Here is a 26,605-nt window from a genome sequence, read left to right on the forward strand (position 1 = left end):
TTACTGTGAAAAATAAGCAATATAGTATATAAATGAAAGAACCTACTCGTATGAGTTGACTCTTTCTCTTTTACAAAATTTGATACGCTCTGCAGCAAAAAATATAATTAAATTACTTCCAAACAACACCTCGCCGCTCATATTCCATTCTATATTCAACAGCGGCTGCAATTTTAGGACTTGCGAACTTTTCGATAACCCAAAGAGCTAAATCAATTCCTGAAGTAACTCCTCTTACAGTAATAATATCGCCTTGATCTACAATTCTGTAAGGAAGAAACTCTGCTCCATATTCACTCATTTCACTCTGCGCCAAATGATGCATTGTCGCCTTTTTATCATTTAATATACCGGATGCAGCTAGTAACATACCTCCAGTACAAACTCCCGCAACAATCGTTCCTTCATTATGCATCTCTCTAATCGTTTCTGTCAGTATTCCAAGCTCTGCTTGCTTTCGTGCCCCATGCTCTGCTTTATGATTCCAGCCACCACCAGGTACAATTAATAAATCTGGGCGATTATCCATTCGTAAAAAATCATGTAGTTTCACCGTAATTCCAAATGAAGTAGTAACTTCTTGTTTCTGTACACTTGATACGAGTTCAACCGTAAATGGAGCCCCTTCTTCTATCGCTCTTTTCAATACTTCAAAAGGTGCAAAGGAGACAAGTTCTCCAAAACCATCAAACAATACAATTTGTATTTTCATTTTTTGAACACCCCATATGCTTTCTTTTTCGCATCCAAAATTAGAATAATAAATGTTATCTACCAATTAACAATGACGACAGTCTTTCTCCTCTTCCTTTATAAACTCTCAAATGTTCTACTAATGCACTCTCGTCACCCATTAGGTTCATCGTCTTTTTAACAAAGTTCCAATTTAAACTACCTGATAACCATAGCAACGAAGAAAGTCTTTCATACTCATTTAAAGTTAAAATGTTATTAGCTCCATACCCTTCTAAAAATGCTCTAGCAACTTTCGGACATACTACATGTGACTCCATTCCTTCTGTCCGGGAATACCACTTTATTAAAAAGGCTAACCCTTCAACGCGGTCAACATAACTAATAGATTCAAAATCCACAATTCCTTTTACCTTTTGACTTGATCCCCATAAAACATTCAAAGGATTTAAATCGGTTTGTACAATAAACTCCAAATTATTCGTATATGCACATTCTATATGACACTTAGCGAGCTCTATATACCCCCGCAATTCCTTACATGTACCACCTTTATTTTCTAATAGCTTTATAAACTCACCATATCCATCTAAATGCGATTTCTTTTGAAAAGTCGAGTTTTGAAATGTACTAGAAATATCATGTATATTTCTTGCTTCCTTTCCAAAAATCTCTGCCATTGTTTCTGTACAATGAGTAATATGCTCCCCTTCAATCCAAGTAGACAATACAAACCGGTACTGTTCATCATTCTAAGTAACAAATGTAAATGACCCTCCCGCCCGATTCTCCTTAATCTGCATAAATGGGATTCCATGCTCTCGTAAATAATACGTAAATCGTACTTGCTCTTTCAATTGTTCATTTGATAATGTCCCAAAAGCTGGATTAGTTGTTCGATCGCTATTCATAAACCGTGCGGAATACCGGTCTCCATTTACGATGATTTTATAATGTAAATCTGTATGCCAACTGTTCTTATGTAATTCTGCTTCCACTATTAGTGGATGAATTTCTTTAAAATAATTTATTACTACATTTCTTATTATGCGTTTCACCCTATTCCCCTTTCATGCAAAAATTCATTCTTGTACTTCCGAATAAAAACCTTTAAAGTGAGGATTTTTAAGATACACCTAATGTATTCAAATAAAGAATTCTATCCTACTGTGGAGTAATAATAAAGTTATGTAATTTTGCCGCCAAAATTACAATAGCCTTCTATATATGTAGATGAAAGAAGGCTACTAAATCTTTTTAAAAATCTAGTTATTTCATAGTGAATGTATTATTGATTAAATAATACATTTGTTTAATACAAGTACTAAATAAGAAAAATGAAGCGTCATAATGCAATTAACAAATTCAGGATTTTCATTTAAACTTTATAAAACTCAAATGTATTTTTTTCTAAACATATTGTTTCATCAGAGGTTTTGATAATGATATCAAAACGCTGACTATACGAATGCATAAATACTTCATATTGAATCCGGCGTTCTTCATGAGACTGCCTTAAATAATTTATATCGGCTCCCCTTTCAGCTATATCCCGGCTTGATCTTCTCATTAGTTCCGTTTCGCCATCTGTATAAAAATAAATTTTCAAATCAAATAAATCAGGATTAATAAATGCGGCGCTCATTCCTTCCACAATCGTTACTTTATTTTCCGAAGAAATCAACTTACTTTTCATATAATGCGTATCTATCGTATAAAAATCTAGCCCCGCTCTAACCATATGAATATCTCTTTCTAAAGCTGCCAAATGGTGCGCCGCTGGATGACAAGCTGTCATTTTATAACGATGATTTTCATTTTGATATGTATAGTGAATCACTGCATGCTTGCGGATATCTGAACTAACAATGTAAGGATCTGTATTAATATAATTTACTTCATTTTGATTTAGTAGCTTTACGAGTCTATTAGTAAACGTTGTTTTTCCAGCTGCACCATGTCCTGAAATACCGATAACAATTTGTTCATCTCTCATCTTTAACCAATTTATAATTTCTTGTAACAACTTATCCATCATTCTCCCCCTTGCGCTAATATACTACCCTTTATTTATATATCCAAAAATCCTTTCATTCAATTATACTTAACAAAGGAAAGGTAGTGTGATTATTCATCATACCACCTCTAATTCTAAACAACTTTATTATCTTTTATATGACTTTATTATTTATGAACACCTACATGATTAAATATATTTCTAACTTTATAAACCCAACAGAATATCCTCTGCTTTTCGGTAATTTATGCGAACCAATGCAGTCATAACTATGTACAATAAAAAAAGAGCCAATCCCTATAAAATAGAAGATTGGCTCTTTCCTTTATTTACTCCCCTGTATCAGAAAATCTCTTTATACGTTCTCCAATTTCATCGCGAACACGTTGAAATTCAGACCATTCTTTTCCTGCTGGATCATCAAATCCCCAGTGAACACGATTTACGTGCGAAGGTGTCGAAGGACAAACAGAATCTGCATGACTACAAAGGGTAACAACTAAATCAGCGTTATTTAAAATATTTGAATCGATTATATCTGATGTTTGATTCGTTATATCAATATTTACTTCATTCATCGCTTTAATAGCATTTGGATTTACTCCGTGTGCTTCGATTCCTGCAGAATATACATTCCACTTATCACCTAAATATTGTTTGCCCCATGCTTCTGCCATTTGGCTTCGGCATGAATTTCCTGTGCATAAGAAATAGATTGTCTTTTTGTTTTCCATGTTGTTTTCCGCCTTTGTTTTTAAATTATACTGGTTGATCATTAAAATATTTACGCTTAAACCAAAAAGCGACATTTACAAGTGCAATCATTACAGGTACTTCCACTAACGGCCCGATAACAGCTGCAAATGCTGCACCCGAATGAATACCAAACACACCAACTGCTACAGCAATCGCTAACTCAAAGTTATTACTACCTGCTGTAAATGCTAACGTTGTCGTCACCGGATAGTTTGCACCAATTTTTCTTCCCATAAAGAAAGAAACAAAAAACATTACAATAAAATAGATTAATAACGGAATCGCTATTCTTACTACATCTAATGGTACGCTAACAATCATTTCCCCTTTTAAAGAGAACATAACGATGATTGTAAATAGTAATGCAAGTAATGTAAGTGGACTAATCTTCGGTATAAATACCTTTTCATACCACTGTCTACCTTTTAACTTAACGAGTACAAATCGCGTCAACATACCTGCTATAAAAGGAATTCCCAAATAGATAAACACGGATTTCGCTACTTCTACCATTGTAATATCGACAATAGCCCCTTCAATTCCTAACCATTCTGGAATGACTGTTACAAACACGTATGCATAAACGGAGAAGAATAGCATTTGGAATACTGAGTTAAAAGCCACTAAACCTGCTGCATACTCTTTATCCCCATCTGCAAGATCGTTCCAAACAATGACCATCGCAATACAACGTGCTAACCCAATCATAATGAGACCAACCATATATTCTGGCTTATCAGGAAGAAAAATAATTGCTAAAACAAACATAAGTACAGGTCCGATAATCCAGTTTTGTACTAAAGATAAAACCAATACTTTTACATCTTTAAATACTCGGCCCATTTCCTCGTAACGAACCTTTGCTAATGGTGGATACATCATGACAATTAAACCAACAGCAAGCGGGATAGACGTTGTTCCAACTTGTAATGTATTCAGTCCGTCTACTACACTAGGAAATACAAACCCTAAACCAATCCCAACAGCCATAGCTAGAAAAATCCATAGTGTTAAATATCGATCTAGAAAAGATAAACGTTTCATTTTATTTTCCATCTCCTATTAACAACAAGAATTTTGTTCTACTACGTTAGAAGTCGTGCAACAAGATGACTCTTCTATTTTGTGAACATCACTCTGTGCTTTTGTATAAAAGAATTCCCACTCGTTCCCATCAGGATCCGTTACCCAAAACTTATCTTGAACCGCATAGCAACAAGTTGTATCCATCTCATCACGTGCAAAGAAACCTTCTTTTTCTAACCTTTCTTTATGTAACATAATCTCTTCAGCTGTATCCACTTGGAAACCGAAATGATTTACTTGGTTTCCCTTCACTTCATCTCTTACGTTCAGCGTGAAGTTAAGTCCTAGCGTCTCTAATAAAAATTTTGCATAATCCATTTTCACCTTAACTGGTGACTCACCAAATACTTTTTCGTAAAATTCAATAGACTTCTCTAAATCCGTAACATTTATACCAACATGAACATATCTCATAACTTATTCCTCCTCTTTATATGTTATTAATCAATTTTTTTTGATTAATACTACAAAATTTTAACAGCAACTACCTTTGCCTGTTTTTCTAAAAATGCAGCACAATTCTTCTGATAATAAATTATTTACTTCCGCATCATTTAAATCATAATAACTCCACGTACCTTTTGTTTCTTTTACAATTAAACCTGCATCTAATAAAATCTTTAAATGATAGGACAACTTAGATTGCGTCATTTCAAAAATCTCTGCTAAATCACATACACAAGTCTGGCCTCGCTGGCAAAGTTCATACATAATCTCTAAACGCTTTTGATCCGCTAATGCTTTAAATTTTTTCTCATAGAGCTGAAAATCTTGTGCCATTTTAGTCCCCTCTCCCTTCATCAAATTTTTTTGATGTTTATAGTATATATGTAGTTTAGCTCTTTATGCAACTAATTAATCAATTTTTTTTGATTAATATATTCTTCTCTTCTTTCCCTTAACAGAACTTTTAAGTTATCAAATTACAAAATGCCCTGCATAACAGGGCTATTTTGTAGAATTATGTATGTTTGTATTTGAAATCATACGAAATACTTTCACATAGAAAACTGCACTAACAAGGGTACAAAGTAATATAATTCCGAACACAACAATTGGAGATAGCCATGTAGAAAATACAATCATTATTGGTGCAATAAAACGCCCAATGGTAAATTGTAAATTAGATGCTGCCATATACTGTCCTCTAGAATTTTCAGGTGCATATCTACTGACAAAACTATGTACAACTGGCGAACGAATCAATTCCCCAATAGTTAATATTGCCATAAAGCCAAATAGTAGCCATATATTCGTTGTTAACCCTATTAAAAACATACCCATTCCAAATAATATATTAGAGACAATTAAAACGTTTCGGTCGCTCCAATTCTCAAAATATTTTGCAACAGGTAAAGAACATAAAACAAACAAAATGCCATTTAACCCCATCATCCATCCGAAAATTTCAGTATTACTCAAAGAGAATGAACCAGTACTCCATGAGAAAAGAGATTGAGTTGGTACAAATTCCTTTACATATAATGCAAGATAAAGATCTAGCTGCATGAAAGCTATCATAATCAAAACTCCCGCAAATATGTAAAGAGAGAAAATTTTATCACTAAAAATTTTCATATAATTATTCCATTGTTCTTTAAAGATTTTTGATATTGGATTGTTATCTCCATCATTTTTAGAAGCTTCGGGCAGCGTTTCTCTAATTATGAAATAGATTGCTATAAAATAAATAAATGTAACAATTGTACAAGTCCATAACAATTCACTTCGATAATGAAAAAAGAAAAATGAACCTAACACTGGTCCAAATACAGCACCAATATTATTTGCTGTAACAAAAGTGGCAAAGACCACCCTTCTATCCTTTTCTGGCACTATATCAGCTATCATTGCAGAACTTGCTGGACTGTATATTGCCCCGCTAATTCCAATACCGATATAGGCTAAATAATTAATCCAATGTGAATGAGATAAAGCAAAAACTGCAAACATTGCTACTTGTATGATTGTGCCTAATAGCATGACAGGTCGACGCCCTAATCGATCAGCTAAATATCCACCTAACAAATTACCTATTATGCCTACAAGAGGTATAATTGCCATTAAAATTCCGCCAATTGCTTTACCAAAAGCATCGCTATAGTATATTGCCATAAACGGAAAATACATCCAAAACAATGTATTGAACATAGTTTCGCCAATCAATCTAGTTTTTAAATTTTTGTCCCAAGATAACCATTTCAACGTAATACATCCCCTATTTTAACTTTTCAAATATTCACTATACATTCTATAAACTGTCAGTCCAAGGGAAATATAATAACATAAAGTGAATTTATTTTACAAATTAATATAGAAATATAAATTTTAATTACAACACATTCTCTAGTTATTATCCTTTAATGCAATTTGAACTCACAGATCACCGTTACTATTAAACTAGACTAGACCAGATTCAAGATATCACTAAAGAAATAAATGATTCATAAATAGAAAAGAACATTGATTTTTCAATGTTCTTTTCTATTATTTCTGCATATGAATTAGATTTATATTCGAAAAAGCGCCTTACCCCTGATTCCTCTGTGCCTCTCTAAACTCCTCCTTCACCTTCTCTAACAACCCTTCTTCCGTAATTAATCGATACGCCGTATTTGCTAATGCTTTTGCCGATGTAATTAATGCTTTATCTCCAAGTTCTGAACGTGCTGCTTCTCTAAATTCATTCGTATGTGCAATTAAATCATCTGGTCCGATTTTAATGTACGGATGAATTGTCGGTACGACTTGACTTACGTTTCCTGCGTCGGTTGAACCGATCCCTACTCTTTCTTTATGGTTTACATCTTCACCTAATAGTTCTAGTTCTTCCGCTACGATATCGTTATATGTTTTTGTTACGAGTAATTCATCGATTTCATTTTGGAATTGATGGATTTTTACTTTTGCACCTGTTGCTAACGCTGCTCCCTCAGCAATGTTTCTTACTTTTTCTGTTACTTCCGCGCATCTTTTTCGCGTTGCTGCACGGATGAAGAACCTTGCTGAGGCGTAGTCAGGAATAATGTTAGGTGCTTTTCCGCCTTCTGTAATAACGCCATGAATTTTCACATCTGACGGAAGTTGTTGGCGAAGTGCGTTAATACCGTTATAGAGCTGAATAACCGCATCTAATGCGTTAATCCCTTCTTCTGGTGAGGCTGCAGCGTGAGCTGTTTTTCCGTAAAAATGAAAATCAAGTGGATCGACTGCTAATGAAGGACTCGTTGTCGCTGTCTTTGCGCTCGGATGAATCATAAGCGCCGCATCAATGTCTTTAAATAAACCTGCCTTTACATAACTTGATTTCGCGCTACCATTTGGCCCGCCTTCTTCTGCTGGTGTACCAAACACGACAACTTCCCCGCCAATTTCTTCAAGCGTTTCTGATAATGCGATTGCTGCTGCAACGCTAATTGTGCCAATTAAATTGTGACCACACGCATGACCGAGTCCTGGTAAAGCGTCATACTCCGCTAAAAATGCAATGACTGGTCCTTGTTTTCCTGAACTTTTTCGCGCGATAAAACCTGTTTCATGTCCAGCTATATTGTGTTGCAGCTGAAATCCTGCACTACCTAGTAATAAGCTTAACGTTCTAGATGCGTAAAACTCTTGGTTTCCAATCTCCGGATTCGCATGAATATCATGACTTGTGTCTATGTACTTTTCCTTATTTCTTTCGATACTCTCTTTAATTGTTTTTCTTTGTGACGCTACTCCTGTCGCTCCCATTGTTCTTCCTCCTTTTATTTTCACATAAAAAAGCCTCTTTCTAAAAGATAGAAAGAGGCTTCTGTATATACAGTCAAAATGAGCTTCTTTCTTATCTTTCAAGTTACCTTGCTGGAATTGGCACAGTATTCATAACGAATCCGCTGCCGAGGTGTCATAGGGCCAGTCCCTCAACCTCTCGTGATAAGAATTTTCATAAAATTATATTAAATTACATTCATTCTAAGTTCATTCCGATTAAAAGTCAAGGAATTCCTATCCGAATTTACCGAATATCTAAAAATCCTTTTAATACACCAATTGTTTCTGGTGCTTGCAGTCTTGCACATACGTACGGAAATTCCGTACTACCTTCAAACATCATTTGAGATGTAAGCGGTGCACCTGCCCAGAAGATTTCATCATCAATTACTAAGAATGGGAATGCTTTATTTTGTCTTTGTAACTTTACATTTTTCAGTGGAACTGGTCCATCACTATAAACTGTTATTTGCGCATTTGTACGCATTAACGCTTGCCATACTCGCTTATCCACTTGTTTTGTACTTGGAAGTGAAATAATAATTTTTCGTTTTGCGGCTAAAATATCTTTTAATAACCCTTTCGTTTCCTCAAGATTCATTTCCATAAACCAGCGTAAACGTTTCGAAATTTTCCGTTCCCACAATTGTCTTGATGTCGTGCGATCATACACATCTCCGTGACGTTCTATATGAGCTGTTAATTGTGATAATGCTTGTTTTCTCGAAAGGTTTTTACGCATATAATGGCAATCTGATAATTGAATGAACTTCCCTCTCGCCCTTGTCACTGCTACATTGACGAGGCGATGGTTTTTGTGATCAAAGAATAATACGCCAGGTCGTTCTTGCGGATAACTGTCAACCGTATCAAAGATCATCATATCTCTTTCAGAACCTTGGAACTTATGAACTGTTGCCGCTAATACTGGTATGTTTTGATATTTCGTTCTCTGCAACATTTCTCTAATACACGTCGATAAAAAGCGTGACTGCGCCCTGTAAGGTGTCACAACACCAATCGATTGAACACCATCTAACAATCCGATTAACATCATTTGCATTGCTACTAAACCAGACATAATGTTAAAACGTGAACCAGATGCAGCGTCTTTTAACGAAAAGGCTCCCATTTGGCTCGTATCGAATAAAACACTCGCCTCATTTGCGAACGGCTGCAATTGCGCAAGCTCTTTACGCTCTGAAACAGACGGATGATCGTATACTCTATTTTTATAAATAAACGAATTCGTAAACTTCGATATATCCGCATGCATACGTCTTTGTTCCTGCAACATAAATAGGTTCGGATGTGCTTCTGATTTATTAACAGACTCAACAATCCCAGCATGGTAAAACATATCTTCCCCGAGCCATTTGCGAACGAGTTCATGGTTTGCCATCGCAATTGGAGGTAATTGTAAAAAGTCGCCACAAACGACGATACGTTTTCCAAGTGAAGCAGCTAATGCGATTTGCGGAACATATGCCATACTCACTTCATCTACGACAACTAAATCAAATGTACGCTCATAAATCAGTGAATCAATGGCACATTTCGATAAAGTCGCGCCGATTACTTTCGCATTTTCAATGTATTCTTTTTCTACTTCTTTAATTTTTGCTTTTTGCTTTCGAAGATCACTTTCAATCTCTTGTATACGCTTCTTATCAGCAGAAGTCGCTTTATATGATAAAATCTTTTCTCGAAGATCTTGTCGTGTTTCCTCTAAATAGAGTCTTTCTTCTCCCCAAGATCCGTTCGTCGTTTCAACTAACTTCGACGCAAGTAACGTTTCATGATTTCGTATATGTTCATGTTGGCTATAACCGTAACGAACAATTTCGCCAGGTGTCCATTTCTTTTTCTTCTCAATTTGCTTCGTGACTTCACTCATTAATACGTCTACTGCCGCATTACTATGAGCTAATACAAGTACCGATTTTCCTTTTTGATAATGTGCCGAAATAATACGTGATAAATTGTAAGACTTCCCTGTTCCAGGCGGTCCCCACACGTACGTCGTCGGATTGTAAAATGAACGATACGCCAATTCATTTTTCGGATTTTTCATCTTCTCAATATGCTTCGGACTACTCGTCCCGTCAACAAGACGCTTTATACGATTACGTTTTAACTTATCTTTACGCGCTTCTTTCAATCGCTCTTGCAGTTGCTCTAACAATTGCCACGGTTCACTGTATAAAACAGCTTCTCGTATTTCACCTTGTATATAATCATTTAATTTCAATTCTATTTCTAATCCATGTACAGATAATACTTCTCCTGTCGCTTCCTCACCATCGAACTCAATTCGAATTGGTGAACCTTCAGGTAAGCTTACTTCCGAAATAAGCTGAAATACATATACTGTACTTTCATAATCTGTATATAAAAAACGACCGTTCATGATAGAAATTTTACTACCACCTATCGTTTTCCAATGCTTAATTTCATACGCTAATGCATAATGCCACTCTTTCATCGTTTCCGATAATGAAGGAGTTTGAGTAGGTGTATTCATCGTATAATCTCCTTCCTTCTCCCCAAACATACTTTCTCACTATACCATATAACACGCTAAAATTTGTAAGGTTTTTATCTTGCTTATTTTCTTAATTTTCAATAATATATTGTATATAATTTTCAGAAAGAAGGAATCTACATGTCAGTTAGAAGAATTGAACACGTCGGACTTATGGTCGCAAACTTAGAAACATCTATTTCATTTTATGAAGAAGTAGTTGGCTTACAGCTCATTAAACGTATGGGACACCCGAATCCAGACTTAAAACTCGCTTTTTTAGGTGTGGAAGAATCAAAGGAAACGATACTAGAACTCATTGAAGGTTATAACTCTTCTCTTCCGGCAGAAGGAAAAGTACATCACATTTGCTTTAAAGTAGATTCATTAGAGAATGAAATCGAAAGAATACAGAAACATAAAGTAACCTTTTTACTAGGAGAAGAAATCGAAACATTACCAGATGGAACACGTTACATATTCTTCGCTGGTCCTGATGGAGAATGGATTGAGTTTTTTGAAACTGAGAGATAAAGCAAACCTTTATTTTGCGGAATAGAAAAAGAACCGGAATTACGGTCCTTGTTTTTAACCAGTAACAATGAAACATACCTCCAACCTAAGAATTTACCAAGATTAAAAATACAATCATTTTGTTAGGAGGAGAGAATGGGAAATACAGTCTTTATTCTTGTTTTTTGGATACTGATACTATTTCCAATCCTTTATGTCATCAAGATAAAGGATTGGAATATAAAAACAGCTGCCTTATTTGTTGGAAGGATTCTATTAAGTATTGTCTATTTTATAAATGGAATGGTATTAGGTCTGCAACGAAATTGGGTAGAACCTCCCTATGAAACAGAATGGGATTTCTTTGTAAAGTCTTTACTAAACGGAAAAACTGATGCACTTATACACTTGTTACTTCTAATTATTATCATTACTTTGGATCTATTCATTACATTTTATTATATTAATAAAAAGAAATAGGATATTCTCTCCTATTTCTTTTTTATGAGTAGCGCCATATCGCTATCAAACTAATGTTTTACGCTGCCCCCTAAACAATAATTTTTAACATTTTTACTCTGGGGATGTCAATTTTACTATTTTTGGGGTATTTTTTTTTACTAGCTTGATGGACATGGGGTTAATTTATTTTCTTAGGCTGATAGGCATGTGGTGCTATCCCATTGCTATTAAGCTAAGAATTTAAGTGTAATATCATTTAAGGTAATACTTAAGATACAAATAAAATATCTTTTCCATGTCGCACTGTTTTATTGAAGTCTATCCCGAGTTGTAGCTAGTTCAATGCGACTGTAAATTCGGAGTTCGGTGCGCCAGCAAATACAACCGTTCCGTTCTCTGGTAGTTTCACTTTGTTATTATCACTAACGACGGTAAAATTGACGCATACTCCATTCTCATCATACACCGCGAATGAACTTCCTGATGGCAACTCCACATTCATCGTTTTCCCTGCTGCCTCTTGCGGGACCGTAAACCATTTCGCATGCCCATTTTTTTGCAATGTAACTTTCGATAATTGACCTGTATCAAGGGGTTTTACGTTAGATTCACTGACGTATAAAAAGCTAGACATCTCCATATATTCAGTACCATCCTCTGTATAGAAATGGGCTTCCTTTGTATCCCGCCCATTCATCACAGGAATTTGAATTTGATGCGTCGCCGTATTCGGACCTGTAATTTTTTTGCCGTCCCAATATCCATCCTTGATCGTAATTTGTGTGTTAAGAGGCATTAGTTGCCCTAGATAGTTCATAGAATTAAATTTTTCGTTAACGAGATAGAACTTGCCACCCTCGCGCTTCGCCCATGCAGCAGCTGTTTTCTTCGGTAACACATTGTTTTCTAATTTCTGGGCTAAATAGTGAGTCAGCACATTTTGCCCCAATCCCGGTGATAATTCATATGTGCTCTCTCTCAAATAAACTTTTCCATTCTTCTCTGTGACGAAGTTAAGCTTGGAAGTACCCTTCTCATTTATAAAGCTTCCATCCGCCGTATATACATATTTTTCTTCCGGTTTAGTTGGTAAAACCAGTTCTCCCTTCTTCGTAATTTCTATTTTGAAATGGCTATAGCTATTTCCATAAAATCCTGCTTTTTTTACCACGTCTTGAGGTACTTTAGCCTTGACGGGCTTGCCGAAGGATTTATCTGGCTTTATATCCCTAATTGTCCCTTTCTCTTTAAGCCTAGCTAGCAGTAATTTATTTGCCAACAGTTGATTTGTCATGCTGCTGCCGCCGGAGGACAATACAGCTGCTGCCATCTTCTGTTCTGGAAGCACGACCAATGTAGCATGTTGCAGTATCGTATCTCCACCCTTAGTCAACGCTTTTATCCCATATTCACTGAATGGGTATAGTTTCACACTATCCCAGCCAAGTCCATAGTTGAACACATTTCCGCTATCTCCCGGCCACATTCCTTTTTTATATTCTTCTTGTTCCATCGCCTTGACTGCTTTATTAGAGAGAATTTCTTTTCCCTGTCCCATAAATATTTGTGAGAATCGCACCACATCTTCTGCAGTAGAAGAGATTCCTCCCGTACCAATTAGATTCACCATTTCACTTGGTAGCTGTCCCTGGTATGTCGGAGAATACAGTCCAGCCCGCTTTTCGTCTTCCCATTTGTCTTGCGATGTTATCGTATGATTCAGTTTTAATGGCTCTGTAAACTTTTGATGTAGAAATTCAGTAAAACTCATACCGCTGACTCTTTCTACCAAGATCTCAGCCAGTGTAAAACCGTCATTACAGTATACTGAGAACGCACCAGGGTCTGACTTCAAGTTTTGGTTGGACAATTGTTGCAATAATATATCATGGGCATAAGCATCATTATCTTTAAATAAAAATGCATTATTGAACGTCGAACCTTGCAAACCCGAGGAGTGATTCAACAGCATACGCGGTGTAATACGCTTATATCGTTTATCTTTCATTTTGAAATCAGGAATATAGCGGGCAACAGGAGCATCCAAATCAACTTTTCCTTCGTCTACCAGTTTCATAACAGCCGCAGCTGTATATACTTTACTGGTTGAACCAATTCCGTATAGAGTATCTTTGGTTAGTGGCTCTTTCCCTTCTATGTCGTTCTTACCTGTCTGCCCCGACAAAATAAGTTTACCATTATCAATCAGCGCATACTGTACACTAGTCGTCTCATAGGACTTCGTGAGCAGTGCAGCGTTCTCTGCAGCAATCTTCTCCAAATCTTTGCTAGCAACTTCTTGGCTAGATACAACCGGAGTCTTACTGCTAGAAGACGCTATCGCTCCTGTTGGTAGACTCATCGTTAGAGCTAAGGTAGCGGCTAACACTCCAGATAATTTATTTTCCATAAGAAAAATTCCTCCTTAGATAAATGGTCGATTTCATCTTTTATTTGTTCAATTACAAACATCACATAAACTACTATTCTGGCTTTATCCCTACTGTCTATATTCAACAAGTAAAATACTTTTAAAAAGCCCAGTATTCTCGGCTCTACCCATACTGTTCAAATTGCCGTCAACATATGCCCCTCCAGCAAAAGTATCAAATCCTAGAATAACATCTGTATGTTCCCATATCGGGACACCGTTAGGAAATATAATTTCATAGATTCCTAGACCATATCCATTGATTCTTCCCTTTCCTGTAGGAACTGTAGTGAGTATTCTGTTCTTTCAGTAATTGCCACCAATAGAATGCTCTTATTACTAGTTTGTTTTTCGTATAAATGTATCCTATTTACCCTCCCTCTTTTACGCTTCTCTATATTTGTATCCTACACAATAAAAATTTCTTTTTTCTTATCCATTTCTTACAATTTCCTTACGTTCAAATCACTTCTATAATTAGATAGGTTTTATTTTAAAATCTCCAGGATAATAAGTGCATATATAATCCCACGATTTTATAGAAGATGGATTAATAACCTTTCATGCACATCTCTGATATTCCCTTAGATTCCACCCTCAACCTTTACAACAGCTCCAACTGGCATCAACACTTCTTCACATTCTTATAAGTGGAAGTCATTATTTCATATTCATCATTGTAAAAAGATAAAACGAGAACTGAAACACCCCCTAATATAATTGACGTTGTATGAGCTTAGATTGATAGCGACGGGGTACCGCCAGTATTTCGGAAAAACCACACTAAGGGTATACAAGGTTTTATACAGTTTTTCAGTTAATCCAATAACAGACAAGAACCCTAAAACCGCACCAGGATAGGAAAGTATAAAAAATGCATAGATCCATAGAACAAAAAAAAGACGATTCCCTTGTAAAATTAGGGAACCGTCTTTTTCTTCGCTATCGATAACAAAAATCAAGTACGTAATATTTTATTTGTCGATATTTTTTCAATCTTCATTATCGATTTCTATTGTACCTGTTCTAGCACTAACCTTTAAAATATTTAACAAATTATCAGGTGTCTTGATTTCTACTTCATATTCAAATTTTGATTGTGCTAAGTTATCATCTTCTAATTCGAATTCTTTTTTCACATTAATAATTTCTCCATTTGTATGAGCTAAAGAAATTTCACGAACTTGTTTCTCTGTGTAGTTTTCATTCTTTTTTGCATAATTGTAACCCATACCATAATATCCACCAACAATAGCAATACCACTTACTAAAATAGCAATTACACTTATAATTATTTTCTTTTTATGTTTTAACATTTTCATCCACTCCTTAATGATTACTCCTCTATTCCAAATCTTGCTTCAAGCGCATTTTCTGCTTGCTCTAATTGATCTTCCAGTATATCGTGTTCTTTTTCTTGCGTTTGATATTGTTCAACAGTTATCGTTCCAGCGTGATAATCTGCTTCTAGCTGATTATCAGATAGATCTATCTTGTCATCCAATTGGTCAATTTCTTTTTTTGTTGCCAAGTACATATTTAAGTTATCTTCTTTTGCTCCAACTGGTTTCGTGTTATTTGCCTTTTCTACAATAGATGTGACTTCGTTTTTGAAATCTTGTGTTTGCTTCGTATCATTCGTAGCAGGCTCTGTTTTGTTTGGTTCTTGTTGTAGTTGAGCAACTTCTTTTTGTAATTTATCATTTTCCACTTTCAGTTGTTGCACTTCTGTATTGTTAACAGCTTGAGTAGAACAAGCTGTTAACAATACACAAGATATCGCTCCAATCAGCATCCATTTTCGCATTCTGTTTTCCTCCCTTTACATGTGCACCTTATCCTTGCCTTTATATTACTGAACAAACATTAAAGGAAGATTAATGTATAAAAAAATAAAGTGAAGACTTTTACGGGTAGCCCGACTTCCCCTAACTCCCTCGCATTCGCCGAATTTTGAAGGAGGAGTCTTACTGCCCGTTAATGCTGGATAAAATGATATAATTAAATCGTTTCTAATCTTGCTTTAATGTTTTTGAATTATAGTGATACATATTAATAAGAAGAAAAGGAGAATGTTAATGCGAGTTCTTATTGTCGAAGATGAACAAGACTTACAAAATATATTGGTAAAACGATTAAATGCAGAACATTATAGTGTCGATGCATGTGGGAATGGAGAAGATGCCTTGGATTATATAAACATGGCTACCTACGATTTGATTGTGCTTGACATTATGATTCCAGGAATAGATGGTTTACAAGTATTACAAAGATTACGCGCGGACAATAATACAACTCCTGTCTTGCTTCTTACAGCTAAAGATACAATTGATGATCGTGTAACAGGACTCGACTTAGGTGCGGATGATTATTTAGTAAAGCCGTTTGCTTTTGACGAACTGTTAGCAAGAATTCGAGTGTTAATGCGAAGAAAAACAGGAAATACATCTAATGTGTTTGAAATCGCTGACCTAGTGGTAGATTGCAATATGCATAAAGTAACACGAGGAGACCAAGTTATCACTCTTTCCAGTAAGGAATTTGCTATTTTAGAATATATGATTCGTAATAAAGAAGTTGTGCTGACACGAGATAAAATTGAGCAACATGTGTGGAATTACGACTATGAAGGTGGCTCAAATATTATTGATGTTTACGTCCGCTATCTTCGCAAAAAAATTGATAGCCAGTTTGAAACGAAGTTAATTCATACAGTACGAGGAACTGGTTACGTATTGCGAGTAGAATCATGAAAAGACTATCAATAAAAATGAGAGTAACCCTGTGGTATACGGGGCTAATTGTAATTATTATGGCACTCGTGTTAGCTTTTATTTTAACTTCTTCAGATAAAGTTTTGCTTTTTAATATGAAAGATAAATTGAAGAGCACAGTAAAAGAAAGCATGGAAGATATCGAATATAAGCATGGACACTTAAACATGGACGATGATTTTGAAGCCTTAGAAGATGGCGTAAATATAAGTATTTATAATAAACAAGGTGAGCTGCTAGCAGGAAATAGTCCTACAAACTTTAATAAAAAGGTATCGCTTAAATCCGATGAAATACAAACCATTATAGACGGTAATAAAGAATGGATTGTATATGATTTTCTCCATAATGGAGGCGACGATGAGCAAGTCTGGATTCGTGGAATAATGACCATGAGCCAATTATCTTCAACGATGAATACACTTATTGTCATAACACTCATCTCATTCCCATTACTTATTCTCATTGCGGCAGCGGGAGGATATTTTATTACGCAAAGAGCGTTTCGACCTGTGCAACAAATGAGTGATTCAGCTAGTAAAATTGGTGATGGTAAAGACCTTTCGAAAAGAATTCATTTACAAGGTTCACCAAAAGATGAAATTTATCATTTAGCCCAAACCTTTGACAAAATGTTCGAGCGATTGGAGACATCATTTGAAAGTGAAAAACAATTTACATCTGACGCATCTCATGAATTAAGAACACCAACATCTGTTATTATTTCACAATGCGAATACGCTTTATCGCAGAGGAATAACCCGAAAGAAATGGAAGAATCGTTAGAAGTAATTTTAAAGCAATCACGTAAAATGTCCGCTCTAATCTCACAACTCTTATTATTAGCAAGAGCTGACCAAGGAAACCATAATACTTTCCAATTTGAATGTATTAATATGAGTGAATTAACGGAAATCGTTGTAGAAGAACTTTCATTAATGGTTCAAGAAAATTCGATTGAAATAACAACTAATATAGAGGAAGACCTGTTTATTAAAGCAGATCAAACATTGATGATGCGTTTATTAATGAATTTACTAACGAATGCGATTGCTTATAGTAAAGCGAGCGGAACTGTGAATATGCAACTATTCCGTGATGAAACCAACATAATAGGTAAAGTCTCCGATAATGGCATCGGCATCAGCGAGCAACATATTACGAAAATATGGGACCGCTTCTATCGAGTTGACGCAGCACGCACATCTTCAAACATCGGAAACACAGGTTTAGGATTGTCGATGGTAAAATGGATTATCGAACTACACGGAGGAGAAATTACGGTTGAAAGTAAATTAGGAGAAGGCAGTACTTTTACCTTTAAACTACCAATGGAAAAACGAGCATAATGTATGCGCATCTGTCGCTTCAAAATAAAGATTAATATTTAAAGGCTCTCTACAATCCTTATGTAAAAATAACTGACGCATTTTAAACATCATCGATTTTATCATTTTGGACAACCTATTCTGTTAAATTGATATACATGCGAAAAAACTATCGAAATAAAACCCCAGAAATCCAACGGTCTCTGGGGCTCCATTATATATTTAGCTCTTTTTGCTTTTTGTTTTGTTTATGTCTATACAGCAATTTTCGGCTTATTAGAGAAATCACTAATAAGGTCAGAATTAATAAGATAAGTTGCATAAATGATAGATCAAAATATTTAGCACCTGTAACGATTAAAAGTGTAGAAATTGTGCCTTTTACAACGAAAAAAATAATAACCCATAATCCGCCTTTTTTCCAGTTCATTTTATATTACCCTTTCTTACATTTAAATTCTTAAAAGATTTAATGATAGTTCTTAAATGTGACAACTTAATAGAAATCTATTATATTAACAAAAAATTCATGTCTAATTAAATGCGACGATTCTATATTAAGTGAAAATGATATTCATTGTCAATTTTATTGACTATTTGAATACTTATTCTTAATCTCTTCCTACTTTGTTTCTTATAAGCAATACACTCTTGTATTCAAACAAAAACACCTCCATTGCATTTGCACACTTAGTATGCGAATGCAAGAGGTGTTTTTTCATATACCATTAGGTAAGATTTCCTGCTTTGTTTATTTCTTGATACGTAGCTATTTTTTAGTACACGATAACTGGATCATAAGTGTTCAAACTATCATATACAGTTTTTGCAACATTAGGAAGAAGGTTCACACATCCACCTGATCCTCCTGTTAAATAAGCGTTATTTCCCCAGTCTTTTCGCCAGCCAGCATCGTGGAATCCTTGACCACTATTTGTGAATGGAACCCAGTAATCTACTTTAACCGCATAATCAGCTTTTCCTACTGCGCTACCTCTTAGCGTGTATGGTGTTCGTTTATATAGAACGTACCACACACCTGGTGATGTATCTTCACCAGTACTATGTTTACCAGTTACTACATTTGTTGTAACAACTAATTTTCCATCTTTGTAAATCCAAATTTGTTGCTCTGCAATTGAAACTTCTGCATACGTGTCTCCGATGCCATTATTCGATGTTGTTTTATAACCGATACCTTCCTTCTCCCAACCATTTCCGTGAATATTAGAAGCAGAAAGCGATTTTTCGCCTTTCTCAAAGGCTTGTTGAACTTGTTTAGTTTCTTTTTCAACATCTAGTGCCCAGCCGTATCCTTGTCCTTTTACTGATATGACTGAACCGGAATGAGTTTTAAATGAGAAATCTTTATTTAATGTTGATTTGGCATTATTAATTTCAGTAATTTTCTTCTTAATGTCACTCGCATCAATTGTAACTTTCATATCCTTTGACATAGAGGCATTTTGAATTAAATCTTTCGCTTTTAAAGGATAAACTTCATCCTGCACTTTATACTCAACAGACTGCCCAAGAAGATTCTGTAGTGCTTTCTCCTCTTTTTTGACAATCGGATCGTCTTCTTTAATAGGTTTTATGTATGCAGACTTCAGATGAATTTCGCTTTTATATTTTTGCTTATCATAATCTTTCAGTAGACTAGTAACATCATACTGTTTTCCTTCCACACTTTTCGAAATAACAATTTTCCCTTGTTCTAGCTTCGCCATAGCATCTTGAGGCGCTTTTAATTTCTCATTCATAGAGATGAGCTTTTCTTCCACAAGTTTTTTCATCGTTTCACTACGATACTGATCTGCCTTCTCTGGTAGCAATGAATAATTTTTCCCCTTTGAAGAAGGGAAAAATGTCCACTGGCTTTTTAATAGTTTCTTAATTTGAGGCAAATCTTTTTCCGTAAGTTCCGTTTTTGTATCTTTTTCATCTAAAATTTGTTGTTGATCAACATAGACTTTGTTTGCTAGTCCAGATGTCTTTAATTTTTGTATTGCTTGATCAGCGCTCAGACCACCAACTTTTGTGTCATTAATTGTAACATTCGAATTGAAGTGAGTTGCCTGGTAATAACTCATTCCCCCAATAAGAAGTGCAATTACACCAATACCCGCTGCGATAAACTTCCAATTTGTATAACGTTTGTTTGATCTTACTCGTTTTTGATCAATTTCTTCAACTGATTCATTTGTTGTATTGTTGTTCATCAATCTTTCCCCCGTATGTATTAACGTCAAACGATTTTCAATTAAAATCATAGACTAGTGTACCTTATTTTTCCTAAAATTTCATTATTTCCGACCACATTTTATCGCAATTTAATGATTAAATTTAGATTTTTTAATAGTACGATGCATTGCACAGCCCTTTACAAGTTATAAAATGAAATTTCAATCAACCGTTATACCAAGGGAATTAACTACATCTTCTTTGGAAAACTTTTTCTCTTTACGTAAAATACGAATTATATTATCCGTTTTATGAACATCACCTCCTAATTTTGTCAAAAAAAAACGATAGTCCTTCTATCTAAAATGTAGAAGGACTATCGTTTTTTCAGTTAGAGTATTTGTATAATCGTTTAACTTTTTATTTCCTGAAGGTCAAACTTGATGAAGATGATGAAATTTCATCTCATAGCCTTTAAATGAAAACATTATGTTTTTTATGGCAACCAAGTTTATTTTCTTAGCTTGATGTCCCCCACATATCCAGCAGCCTAAGATTAAGTAAGAGTCTGTTCAACTAGATTTTTTCTAATATTTTTAGGAGCATCTTATTTCACCTTGTCATATTTCACTAATTAAATTTAAAACACATCCATATGCTATTTAGTAAAATTTACGATTCGAGACGTAATTATTGCAGTAATCAAGATAATAATAGCGGTTATCAAGCCAGATTCTCCAATCCAAATCTCAGTTTGATATCCTGTACTTGCACGTGCGAAAGGTCCTTGAATAATGGCATTCCAAGTGGTATGGATGATAACCGAAGGCCAAACGCTACCTGTGATAAGTCGTAAATAAGCTGTAATGTAACTGAATGGCACAATACAAAAATAGATGCCAAGTACTGAAAGAAAGACAGATGTTCCCTCTACATATAGACCAGCGATAACAATTGGAACATGCCACGTTGCCCAAATCAATCCACTAATAAGGATAGGCCGTGAAAACTCTGCATCGATTAGCCTTGTGAGCATATAACCTCGCCAGCCCATTTCTTCTCCTAAAACTGGGATTAAGTTAAGCAAGCTTCCTAAAACGCCGCTCAATACTACTAGATAAATGAAACTGATTGGTTCCGGTAGATACTGAAGTCCAAGTATATTGTAGATCGGTTCTAACATACCACCTTCGGGATGCTGAAACCCCGCAATTCCGCTCAACCAGGCTATAGAATAAGTAATTCCACAAATAATCATAGGTATTAGCAGAGCAAAACCAATCCCCTTCCATACCTTTAAGTTACCGAGACTAAAAGATACATCTTTAAACCCTTCTTTCAGTATTATGCGAGTCAAAATAGAAGAAAATGCTGGGGTAAACATATATACCACAATAAGCGGCATACTGTTAGTAACCATTACTACTACATTTAGGATAATGGAAGTAATGGTTAAGATACTTAGAAAGAGTTGAAGTCCTATTTTAGCACGTTGGATTTTATCTTTATTATGGAATGCTTCTCCGTGTAACAACATTGTAATCCGCCCTTCCCCTTTTATTCATTTGTTTATTAAATTTACTTCCTGTCATTTCAACAGCTACAACTTAGAATAAAAATATTTTGGCATACAGATTCATTCATCTTTACAATCCCTCCCAAATTCATAATCTAATCTTACTTGCGGCTCAACAATGTAATTATTATTTATAAGGTGTCATAGCCGATAGTACAAAAGTGTAATGATTAGCCTATGACTTGTGTCAATTAACCTTATGACAATATGTAACTAGAAAATATGATATGGAATAAATAACAATTGAATTAAGGCAATTAATTCGTGTAAGTACATGAATCAATCTTGCTTTTACAAATAATTCAATTGAGGTGAGCAAAAATGAATAAGAAAAAAATGATTGCAATGGTTAGTACAGCTTTATTAGTCACAGGATGTGGGGAAGTAGGAAACGCTCAAACTGTAGCAGTCGAAAACTCAGGTCAATCAATCCAAAAAAATATAGTTAAATCAATACAATCACAGGCTAACCCATTAAAAACGATAGAACCGTCAAAACCATTTGAAGATTTAAAACCACTTAAGAAAATGATTGGGAGCGCACAATATGTAGGATTAGGAGAGAATACTCATGGAAGCTCTGAAATTTTCACTATGAAGTTTCGCCTTGTGAAATATTTGGTTACTGAGATGGGCTTTACAAATTTCACAATGGAAGAAGATTGGGGAAACGGCTTAAAGCTAAATGAATATATCCAAACAGGAAAAGGAAACCCTAGGGAATTTTTAAATTTGTTATATCCTACTGATGAAATTATAGCCATGATTGAGTGGATGAAAGATTATAATGCTGATCCATCCAATAAAAAGAAGATCCAATTTATTGGAATCGACTTAAAAACGTTGGACCAAGGTAGCTTTAATAAAGTAATTGATTATGTAAGGGTACATCGACCAAATTTGCTTGCAGAAGTAGAAGAAAATTATAAAGAATTATCGTCTTTTACTGGAAGTATACAAGAATATATGAAACTTACTCCTGAATTGAAAGAGAAGTTCAAAGCAAACGCTGAGAGAGTAGCCCGATTACTAAATGATGAGAATGAGCAAGCCAACACAGAAATAGTTTCACCTGAGTACATGTGGGTAAAAGCAACGGCAAGTGCAATAGAGAAATTTACCACAATGCTACTTCCTAACGACTATCCAAGTATAATAAAGCTACATGAGCAATACTTGGCCGATCATGCAATGTGGGCACAAGAGACATTTGGTGGTAAAACGATGGTATGGGGACACAATATTCATATAGCTAAAGGAATTATCGATGAACAATTATATCCTGATGTTGCGGGGCAGTTTTTAAAGGAACGTTTAGACAATAATTATGTCACAATTGGTAGTACAACTACGGAGGGGAATTTCACCTTATATAGCGAATATAATCCTTCCACCGGAGGTAAGATTACAACAGACGCTATTCCACAAGATGTAAAAAGTTTCAATTATACTCTCGGAAAAGTGCCCTATAAAATGTTTTTATTGGATAACCGTCACCTTAAAGGACAGGCAGAGAAATGGGTTAAAGCAAAAAGACCATTACTAAGTATAGGAGGACAAATCCTCCCGAACAGTTCGGTATACTTTGATACTTCATTGCTTGAGCAATTTGATATTATTTTTCATATTCGAAAAACAAGTCCATCTCATATTAAATAAAAGTACAAAAAAACCGTTCTTGCAGATGCAAAAACGGTTTTTTTGTGGAGGATTAATAAAGTGAAACTTTAATCAGTCGGGATTTTATTCATCCCCCACCTAACTTATTTGCTTCCACTGAATTTTGAGGTGGGGGTCTTACTGCCCGGCAAATAGCGGGATAAAAGGATCTTTTTTAACTAGAAGTAAGCTGTTCTCCCCCCTTTTCAATCTCATTTAAAACTGTCATATGACACTTTTACACTAGTGAGAATGACAAAAAAAGCAGTATGATTCGGTTATTACATAGATAGGAGCGATGAACTTTATGAAATCAAAATTCATCCAGAATGGTTATTTTTTATTGCTAACTTTCATTACAGGATTGTTTTATTTTTGTTTTTATCTAATAGCTCTGCTATTTAGTTTAACCCTTTCATTTACTGTTGTTGGGATTCCATTAATTATGCGCGTACTACAGACTACCACACCCTTTATCCAATTCGAACGCATACAGACGAAAATTTATACAGATGTTTCAACAGACTCTTACGATCGAAGTATAGCAATGGATACATCGAACTGGGCTCAGGTGAAATTAGTGCTTGCAGATCGTCGCACTTGGTGTGCTGTCTATTGGTTAATGCAGAAATTTGTGATTGGCATTTTCAGTCTCATTAGTGCAATCATTTTTTATGTAATGCCACTTATGTTCCTGTTGGCACCACTACTGTATCGATACATCGATATGAATATTATATTCATACAGATAGATACTTTTGCCAAATCACTCTTTGTAATGTTTATGGGTATAGTATTTACCGCCATAAGTATTAGAATAGTAGATGGTTTGACAAAGAAAATCGGGGGCTATACACGTAGTATGATTCGGCAACTAAATCAATAGAGGTTTACAGTCTGTGAGTAGTATCACAGTTTTAAATTAAAAAGTATAATAAGACATGAAAGATTAAATTATAATATAGGAAGTAAAAAGGCAGGCTATTTAGGAGGTAAATGACTTGTTAGATATGGTTAAGTATTGGTTTTGGTATGATTGGATTATGTTAGGGATTCGTCTACTTACTAGTGTATCTATCATCCTAGCTACATTAAATTTTCAAAATGGTTTAACATTACCACTTTGGATTATTATTCTTTGGGAAATTATTGCCTTCTCAATTCCATGGGTAGCCTTACTATTCAATTATAAATATTATTTGTTCACAGAAATACTGCTATATGGTGGACTATGTATATATTTAACCTCATTATTTCCGGAAGCTTACAACACATTTCTTATATCGGTGTTTCTAATTGCTGCAAATAGTAAGCATTTGTCCTATTATTGGACAGCTCCAATAACAGTTTTTATAACGACTGGAATTTTCTATGCGGTTGCGCCAAGTAATAGCTATTGGGTTATGGTCACCTATTATGGATTCGCATATGTAATGGGCTTCGCTTTTCATTTATTAATCGTCAATCATAAGCAAAATGAATCAATTCGTAAACAAAACGCGGTACTTGAGCAATATATGTCTCAGATTGAACGCATTACACTGGCGGAAGAACGAAACAGACTGTCGAGTGAGCTTCATGATACAGTTGGTCACGCTTATACTTCTATTATTATGGGAATGGAAACGTTGCGCACCGAACTTGCTACTGAAATGGGTATACAGAGGCTAGATTCTCTGCTTGAAATGGGACGTAAAAGCATCGAGGACGTGAGAGGTTACCTACATCAAATGGAGTCTCCGTGTCAATCGCCTTCCTTAATTCAATCTCTCCAAAATCTTGGAGTCGAATTTCAGGAGCACGCTCAAGTTAATGTAAGTTTTCGGGCATACGGAGAGGAATATGAATTGTCTCGGCAAGCGAAGATAGCGTTCATTCGTTGCTTACAAGAGTCCCTTACAAATGCAGTACGTCATGGTCAAGGAACTGAAATTATAGTTTCATTGCAGTTTGAACAACAATATACGAGATTAGAAGTTCAAGATAATGGAAAAGGAAATGTAGAATGGCAGGAAGGCTTCGGTATGAATGCGATGAAAGAACGAGCAATGAATTTGCAAGGTCAATTGTCTGTATATACAAAGCCGGATGAAGGAATGCTTGTTACATGTACCGTACCGCGACAAACTGAAATAAAAGATGGACTTATTCGTTTGTTAATTGTAGACGACCAGCCGTTTGTTCGAGAAAGTTTGAGGACACTACTCGATAGATATGAAGATTTAAATGTAGTGGGTTTGGCCGAGGATGGCAATCAAGCCATAGATTTGTGCGGGCGCCTTCAACCCCATGTTATCCTTATGGATTTAGATATGCAGCAAATGGATGGAGTTGAAGCAACCAAAAAGATTAAGCAACAATGGCCACATATCCGCATATTGATTTTTACAACGTTTCAAGATACCAAACAGGCGTTGGAATCGCTTCGCAACGGTGCGGATGGTTTTTTACTCAAATCTATTGAAACGTTGGAGCTAGCTAATACGATCCGACTTATTCACAAAGGTGGGACACTGATTGATCAGGAAATGTCTCAAAAAATATTTGAGAAGTTTGATAAGCAAAAAGAGACACCACAATCAAAAGCAACCGCTTATGAGCTAACAGCTAGAGAGATAGAAATATTACAGCTAGTAGCAAAGGGACTTCGATACACTACCATAGCATCAAGGTTATATTTGTCAAATGGTACGGTCAGAAATTATGCTTCTACAGCTTATACAAAGCTAGGAGTCCGTAACAAAGAAGAAGCTGTTCAAAAGGCTCTAGAAATTGGAATTATTGAATAAGAAAAATGTTTTTTGTTTCTCTATAGCAAGGTGAAATGTAATTACAAGATACAGTAA

22 protein-coding genes, 1 pseudogene and 1 riboswitch are annotated in these 26,605 nt (G+C 35.3%); of the genes and pseudogenes, 7 read left to right on the plus strand and 16 right to left on the minus strand.

Annotated features, from left to right (window positions below):
• Positions 1 to 112 precede the first annotated feature (112 nt).
• The 10 genes and pseudogenes from F3I02_RS02580 to F3I02_RS02625 all read right to left on the minus strand — a co-directional run bounded on the left by F3I02_RS02580 (position 113) and on the right by F3I02_RS02625 (position 10,862).
• Entirely contained in the window at positions 113 to 712 is a 600-nt protein-coding gene (locus F3I02_RS02580; RefSeq protein WP_196477538.1) for a DJ-1/PfpI family protein, read from the minus strand.
• A 55-nt stretch (positions 713 to 767) separates the two neighbouring features.
• Positions 768 to 1,751 (minus strand): annotated as a pseudogene (locus F3I02_RS02585) (phosphotransferase enzyme family protein).
• A 320-nt stretch (positions 1,752 to 2,071) separates the two neighbouring features.
• Positions 2,072 to 2,728 carry a uridine kinase family protein gene (locus F3I02_RS02590; RefSeq protein WP_000359528.1) on the minus strand — a complete coding sequence of 219 codons (657 nt, stop codon included), beginning with the start codon at positions 2,726 to 2,728 and terminating at the stop codon, positions 2,072 to 2,074.
• A gap of 311 nt (positions 2,729 to 3,039) precedes the next feature.
• Complete coding sequence (gene arsC / locus F3I02_RS02595) at positions 3,040 to 3,444, minus strand: arsenate reductase (thioredoxin) (protein WP_196477539.1); 405 nt, start codon at positions 3,442 to 3,444, stop codon at positions 3,040 to 3,042.
• 25 nt (positions 3,445 to 3,469) lie between these two features.
• A complete protein-coding gene (gene arsB, locus F3I02_RS02600; RefSeq protein WP_002110658.1) occupies positions 3,470 to 4,510 on the minus strand; it encodes an ACR3 family arsenite efflux transporter in 1,041 nt (346 codons plus the stop codon).
• Positions 4,511 to 4,528: 18 nt separating this feature from the next.
• Positions 4,529 to 4,966 carry an ArsI/CadI family heavy metal resistance metalloenzyme gene (locus F3I02_RS02605; protein WP_196477540.1) on the minus strand — a complete coding sequence of 146 codons (438 nt, stop codon included), beginning with the start codon at positions 4,964 to 4,966 and terminating at the stop codon, positions 4,529 to 4,531.
• Between the two features lie 60 nt (positions 4,967 to 5,026).
• Positions 5,027 to 5,332 carry an arsenical resistance operon transcriptional regulator ArsR gene (arsR, locus tag F3I02_RS02610; protein WP_000046013.1) on the minus strand — a complete coding sequence of 102 codons (306 nt, stop codon included), beginning with the start codon at positions 5,330 to 5,332 and terminating at the stop codon, positions 5,027 to 5,029.
• 168 nt (positions 5,333 to 5,500) lie between these two features.
• The gene (locus F3I02_RS02615; RefSeq protein WP_196477541.1) at positions 5,501 to 6,757 is read right to left on the minus strand and encodes an MDR family MFS transporter; all 1,257 of its coding nucleotides are present in this window, start codon (positions 6,755 to 6,757) and stop codon (positions 5,501 to 5,503) included.
• A gap of 324 nt (positions 6,758 to 7,081) precedes the next feature.
• Positions 7,082 to 8,287 carry a M20 family metallopeptidase gene (locus F3I02_RS02620; RefSeq protein WP_196477542.1) on the minus strand — a complete coding sequence of 402 codons (1,206 nt, stop codon included), beginning with the start codon at positions 8,285 to 8,287 and terminating at the stop codon, positions 7,082 to 7,084.
• A gap of 88 nt (positions 8,288 to 8,375) precedes the next feature.
• Positions 8,376 to 8,477: riboswitch (SAM riboswitch) on the minus strand.
• A gap of 75 nt (positions 8,478 to 8,552) precedes the next feature.
• Positions 8,553 to 10,862 carry an AAA domain-containing protein gene (locus F3I02_RS02625; protein ID WP_131250121.1) on the minus strand — a complete coding sequence of 770 codons (2,310 nt, stop codon included), beginning with the start codon at positions 10,860 to 10,862 and terminating at the stop codon, positions 8,553 to 8,555.
• 111 nt (positions 10,863 to 10,973) lie between these two features.
• On the opposite strand from F3I02_RS02625, the gene F3I02_RS02630 reads away from it, so the two are divergent.
• A complete protein-coding gene (locus tag F3I02_RS02630; RefSeq protein ID WP_000116337.1) occupies positions 10,974 to 11,366 on the plus strand; it encodes a VOC family protein in 393 nt (130 codons plus the stop codon).
• Between the two features lie 135 nt (positions 11,367 to 11,501).
• Positions 11,502 to 11,825 carry a hypothetical protein gene (locus tag F3I02_RS02635; protein WP_000528641.1) on the plus strand — a complete coding sequence of 108 codons (324 nt, stop codon included), beginning with the start codon at positions 11,502 to 11,504 and terminating at the stop codon, positions 11,823 to 11,825.
• Between the two features lie 316 nt (positions 11,826 to 12,141).
• Here the strand turns inward: F3I02_RS02635 and F3I02_RS02640 are convergent, their stop codons facing one another.
• The 3 genes from F3I02_RS02640 to F3I02_RS02650 form a co-directional block, all read right to left on the minus strand.
• A complete protein-coding gene (locus F3I02_RS02640) occupies positions 12,142 to 14,217 on the minus strand; it encodes a serine hydrolase domain-containing protein (protein WP_196477543.1) in 2,076 nt (691 codons plus the stop codon).
• Between the two features lie 1,013 nt (positions 14,218 to 15,230).
• On the minus strand, positions 15,231 to 15,554 hold the full coding sequence (locus tag F3I02_RS02645; protein ID WP_000912129.1) for a PepSY domain-containing protein: 324 nt from the start codon (positions 15,552 to 15,554) through the stop codon (positions 15,231 to 15,233).
• 20 nt (positions 15,555 to 15,574) lie between these two features.
• Positions 15,575 to 16,045, minus strand: a complete 471-nt coding sequence (locus F3I02_RS02650) for a hypothetical protein (protein ID WP_001233663.1) — start codon at positions 16,043 to 16,045, stop codon at positions 15,575 to 15,577.
• Between the two features lie 271 nt (positions 16,046 to 16,316).
• On the opposite strand from F3I02_RS02650, the gene F3I02_RS02655 reads away from it, so the two are divergent.
• The gene (locus F3I02_RS02655; protein WP_001264526.1) at positions 16,317 to 16,991 is read left to right on the plus strand and encodes a response regulator transcription factor; all 675 of its coding nucleotides are present in this window, start codon (positions 16,317 to 16,319) and stop codon (positions 16,989 to 16,991) included.
• Positions 16,988 to 18,361, plus strand: coding sequence for a sensor histidine kinase (locus F3I02_RS02660; protein ID WP_196477544.1), 1,374 nt, complete (start codon positions 16,988 to 16,990; stop codon positions 18,359 to 18,361). The genes F3I02_RS02655 and F3I02_RS02660 overlap by 4 nt, the downstream gene beginning before the upstream one ends.
• Before the next feature lie 193 nt (positions 18,362 to 18,554).
• Here the strand turns inward: F3I02_RS02660 and F3I02_RS02665 are convergent, their stop codons facing one another.
• From F3I02_RS02665 to F3I02_RS02675, 3 genes are all read right to left on the minus strand, one after another.
• Positions 18,555 to 18,770, minus strand: a complete 216-nt coding sequence (locus tag F3I02_RS02665) for a hypothetical protein (RefSeq protein WP_001104104.1) — start codon at positions 18,768 to 18,770, stop codon at positions 18,555 to 18,557.
• 346 nt (positions 18,771 to 19,116) lie between these two features.
• Positions 19,117 to 20,562: a L,D-transpeptidase family protein gene (locus F3I02_RS02670; RefSeq protein WP_001064078.1), complete on the minus strand. Its 1,446-nt coding sequence runs from the start codon at positions 20,560 to 20,562 to the stop codon at positions 19,117 to 19,119.
• A 620-nt stretch (positions 20,563 to 21,182) separates the two neighbouring features.
• On the minus strand, positions 21,183 to 22,061 hold the full coding sequence (locus F3I02_RS02675) for a CPBP family intramembrane glutamic endopeptidase (protein ID WP_196477545.1): 879 nt from the start codon (positions 22,059 to 22,061) through the stop codon (positions 21,183 to 21,185).
• A gap of 360 nt (positions 22,062 to 22,421) precedes the next feature.
• On the opposite strand from F3I02_RS02675, the gene F3I02_RS02680 reads away from it, so the two are divergent.
• From F3I02_RS02680 to F3I02_RS02690, 3 genes are all read left to right on the plus strand, one after another.
• Positions 22,422 to 23,759 carry an erythromycin esterase family protein gene (locus tag F3I02_RS02680; protein WP_061884370.1) on the plus strand — a complete coding sequence of 446 codons (1,338 nt, stop codon included), beginning with the start codon at positions 22,422 to 22,424 and terminating at the stop codon, positions 23,757 to 23,759.
• Between the two features lie 307 nt (positions 23,760 to 24,066).
• A complete protein-coding gene (locus F3I02_RS02685; RefSeq protein ID WP_000836847.1) occupies positions 24,067 to 24,645 on the plus strand; it encodes a sensor domain-containing protein in 579 nt (192 codons plus the stop codon).
• A 115-nt stretch (positions 24,646 to 24,760) separates the two neighbouring features.
• Positions 24,761 to 26,548, plus strand: coding sequence for a response regulator (locus tag F3I02_RS02690; RefSeq protein WP_196477546.1), 1,788 nt, complete (start codon positions 24,761 to 24,763; stop codon positions 26,546 to 26,548).
• Positions 26,549 to 26,605: the final 57 nt, after the last annotated feature.

The organism is Bacillus sp. SRB3LM, from assembly GCF_015712745.1.
Classification (GTDB): Bacteria; Bacillota; Bacilli; order Bacillales; family Bacillaceae_G; genus Bacillus_A; species Bacillus_A thuringiensis_K.

What these genes read in the sequence shown, in the direction of transcription:
- F3I02_RS02580 (WP_196477538.1), bottom strand. Translation starts at nt 712, where the DNA reads ATGAAAATACAAATTGTATTGTTTGATGGTTTTGGAGAACTTGTCTCC.
- F3I02_RS02590 (WP_000359528.1), bottom strand. Translation starts at nt 2,728, where the DNA reads ATGGATAAGTTGTTACAAGAAATTATAAATTGGTTAAAGATGAGAGAT.
- arsC (WP_196477539.1), bottom strand. Translation starts at nt 3,444, where the DNA reads ATGGAAAACAAAAAGACAATCTATTTCTTATGCACAGGAAATTCATGC.
- arsB (WP_002110658.1), bottom strand. Translation starts at nt 4,510, where the DNA reads ATGAAACGTTTATCTTTTCTAGATCGATATTTAACACTATGGATTTTT.
- F3I02_RS02605 (WP_196477540.1), bottom strand. Translation starts at nt 4,966, where the DNA reads ATGAGATATGTTCATGTTGGTATAAATGTTACGGATTTAGAGAAGTCT.
- arsR (WP_000046013.1), bottom strand. Translation starts at nt 5,332, where the DNA reads ATGGCACAAGATTTTCAGCTCTATGAGAAAAAATTTAAAGCATTAGCG.
- F3I02_RS02620 (WP_196477542.1), bottom strand. Translation starts at nt 8,287, where the DNA reads ATGGGAGCGACAGGAGTAGCGTCACAAAGAAAAACAATTAAAGAGAGT.
- F3I02_RS02625 (WP_131250121.1), bottom strand. Translation starts at nt 10,862, where the DNA reads ATGTTTGGGGAGAAGGAAGGAGATTATACGATGAATACACCTACTCAA.
- F3I02_RS02630 (WP_000116337.1), top strand. Translation starts at nt 10,974, where the DNA reads ATGTCAGTTAGAAGAATTGAACACGTCGGACTTATGGTCGCAAACTTA.
- F3I02_RS02635 (WP_000528641.1), top strand. Translation starts at nt 11,502, where the DNA reads ATGGGAAATACAGTCTTTATTCTTGTTTTTTGGATACTGATACTATTT.
- F3I02_RS02640 (WP_196477543.1), bottom strand. Translation starts at nt 14,217, where the DNA reads ATGGAAAATAAATTATCTGGAGTGTTAGCCGCTACCTTAGCTCTAACG.
- F3I02_RS02645 (WP_000912129.1), bottom strand. Translation starts at nt 15,554, where the DNA reads ATGTTAAAACATAAAAAGAAAATAATTATAAGTGTAATTGCTATTTTA.
- F3I02_RS02650 (WP_001233663.1), bottom strand. Translation starts at nt 16,045, where the DNA reads ATGCGAAAATGGATGCTGATTGGAGCGATATCTTGTGTATTGTTAACA.
- F3I02_RS02655 (WP_001264526.1), top strand. Translation starts at nt 16,317, where the DNA reads ATGCGAGTTCTTATTGTCGAAGATGAACAAGACTTACAAAATATATTG.
- F3I02_RS02660 (WP_196477544.1), top strand. Translation starts at nt 16,988, where the DNA reads ATGAAAAGACTATCAATAAAAATGAGAGTAACCCTGTGGTATACGGGG.
- F3I02_RS02665 (WP_001104104.1), bottom strand. Translation starts at nt 18,770, where the DNA reads ATGAACTGGAAAAAAGGCGGATTATGGGTTATTATTTTTTTCGTTGTA.
- F3I02_RS02670 (WP_001064078.1), bottom strand. Translation starts at nt 20,562, where the DNA reads ATGAACAACAATACAACAAATGAATCAGTTGAAGAAATTGATCAAAAA.
- F3I02_RS02675 (WP_196477545.1), bottom strand. Translation starts at nt 22,061, where the DNA reads ATGTTGTTACACGGAGAAGCATTCCATAATAAAGATAAAATCCAACGT.
- F3I02_RS02680 (WP_061884370.1), top strand. Translation starts at nt 22,422, where the DNA reads ATGAATAAGAAAAAAATGATTGCAATGGTTAGTACAGCTTTATTAGTC.
- F3I02_RS02685 (WP_000836847.1), top strand. Translation starts at nt 24,067, where the DNA reads ATGAAATCAAAATTCATCCAGAATGGTTATTTTTTATTGCTAACTTTC.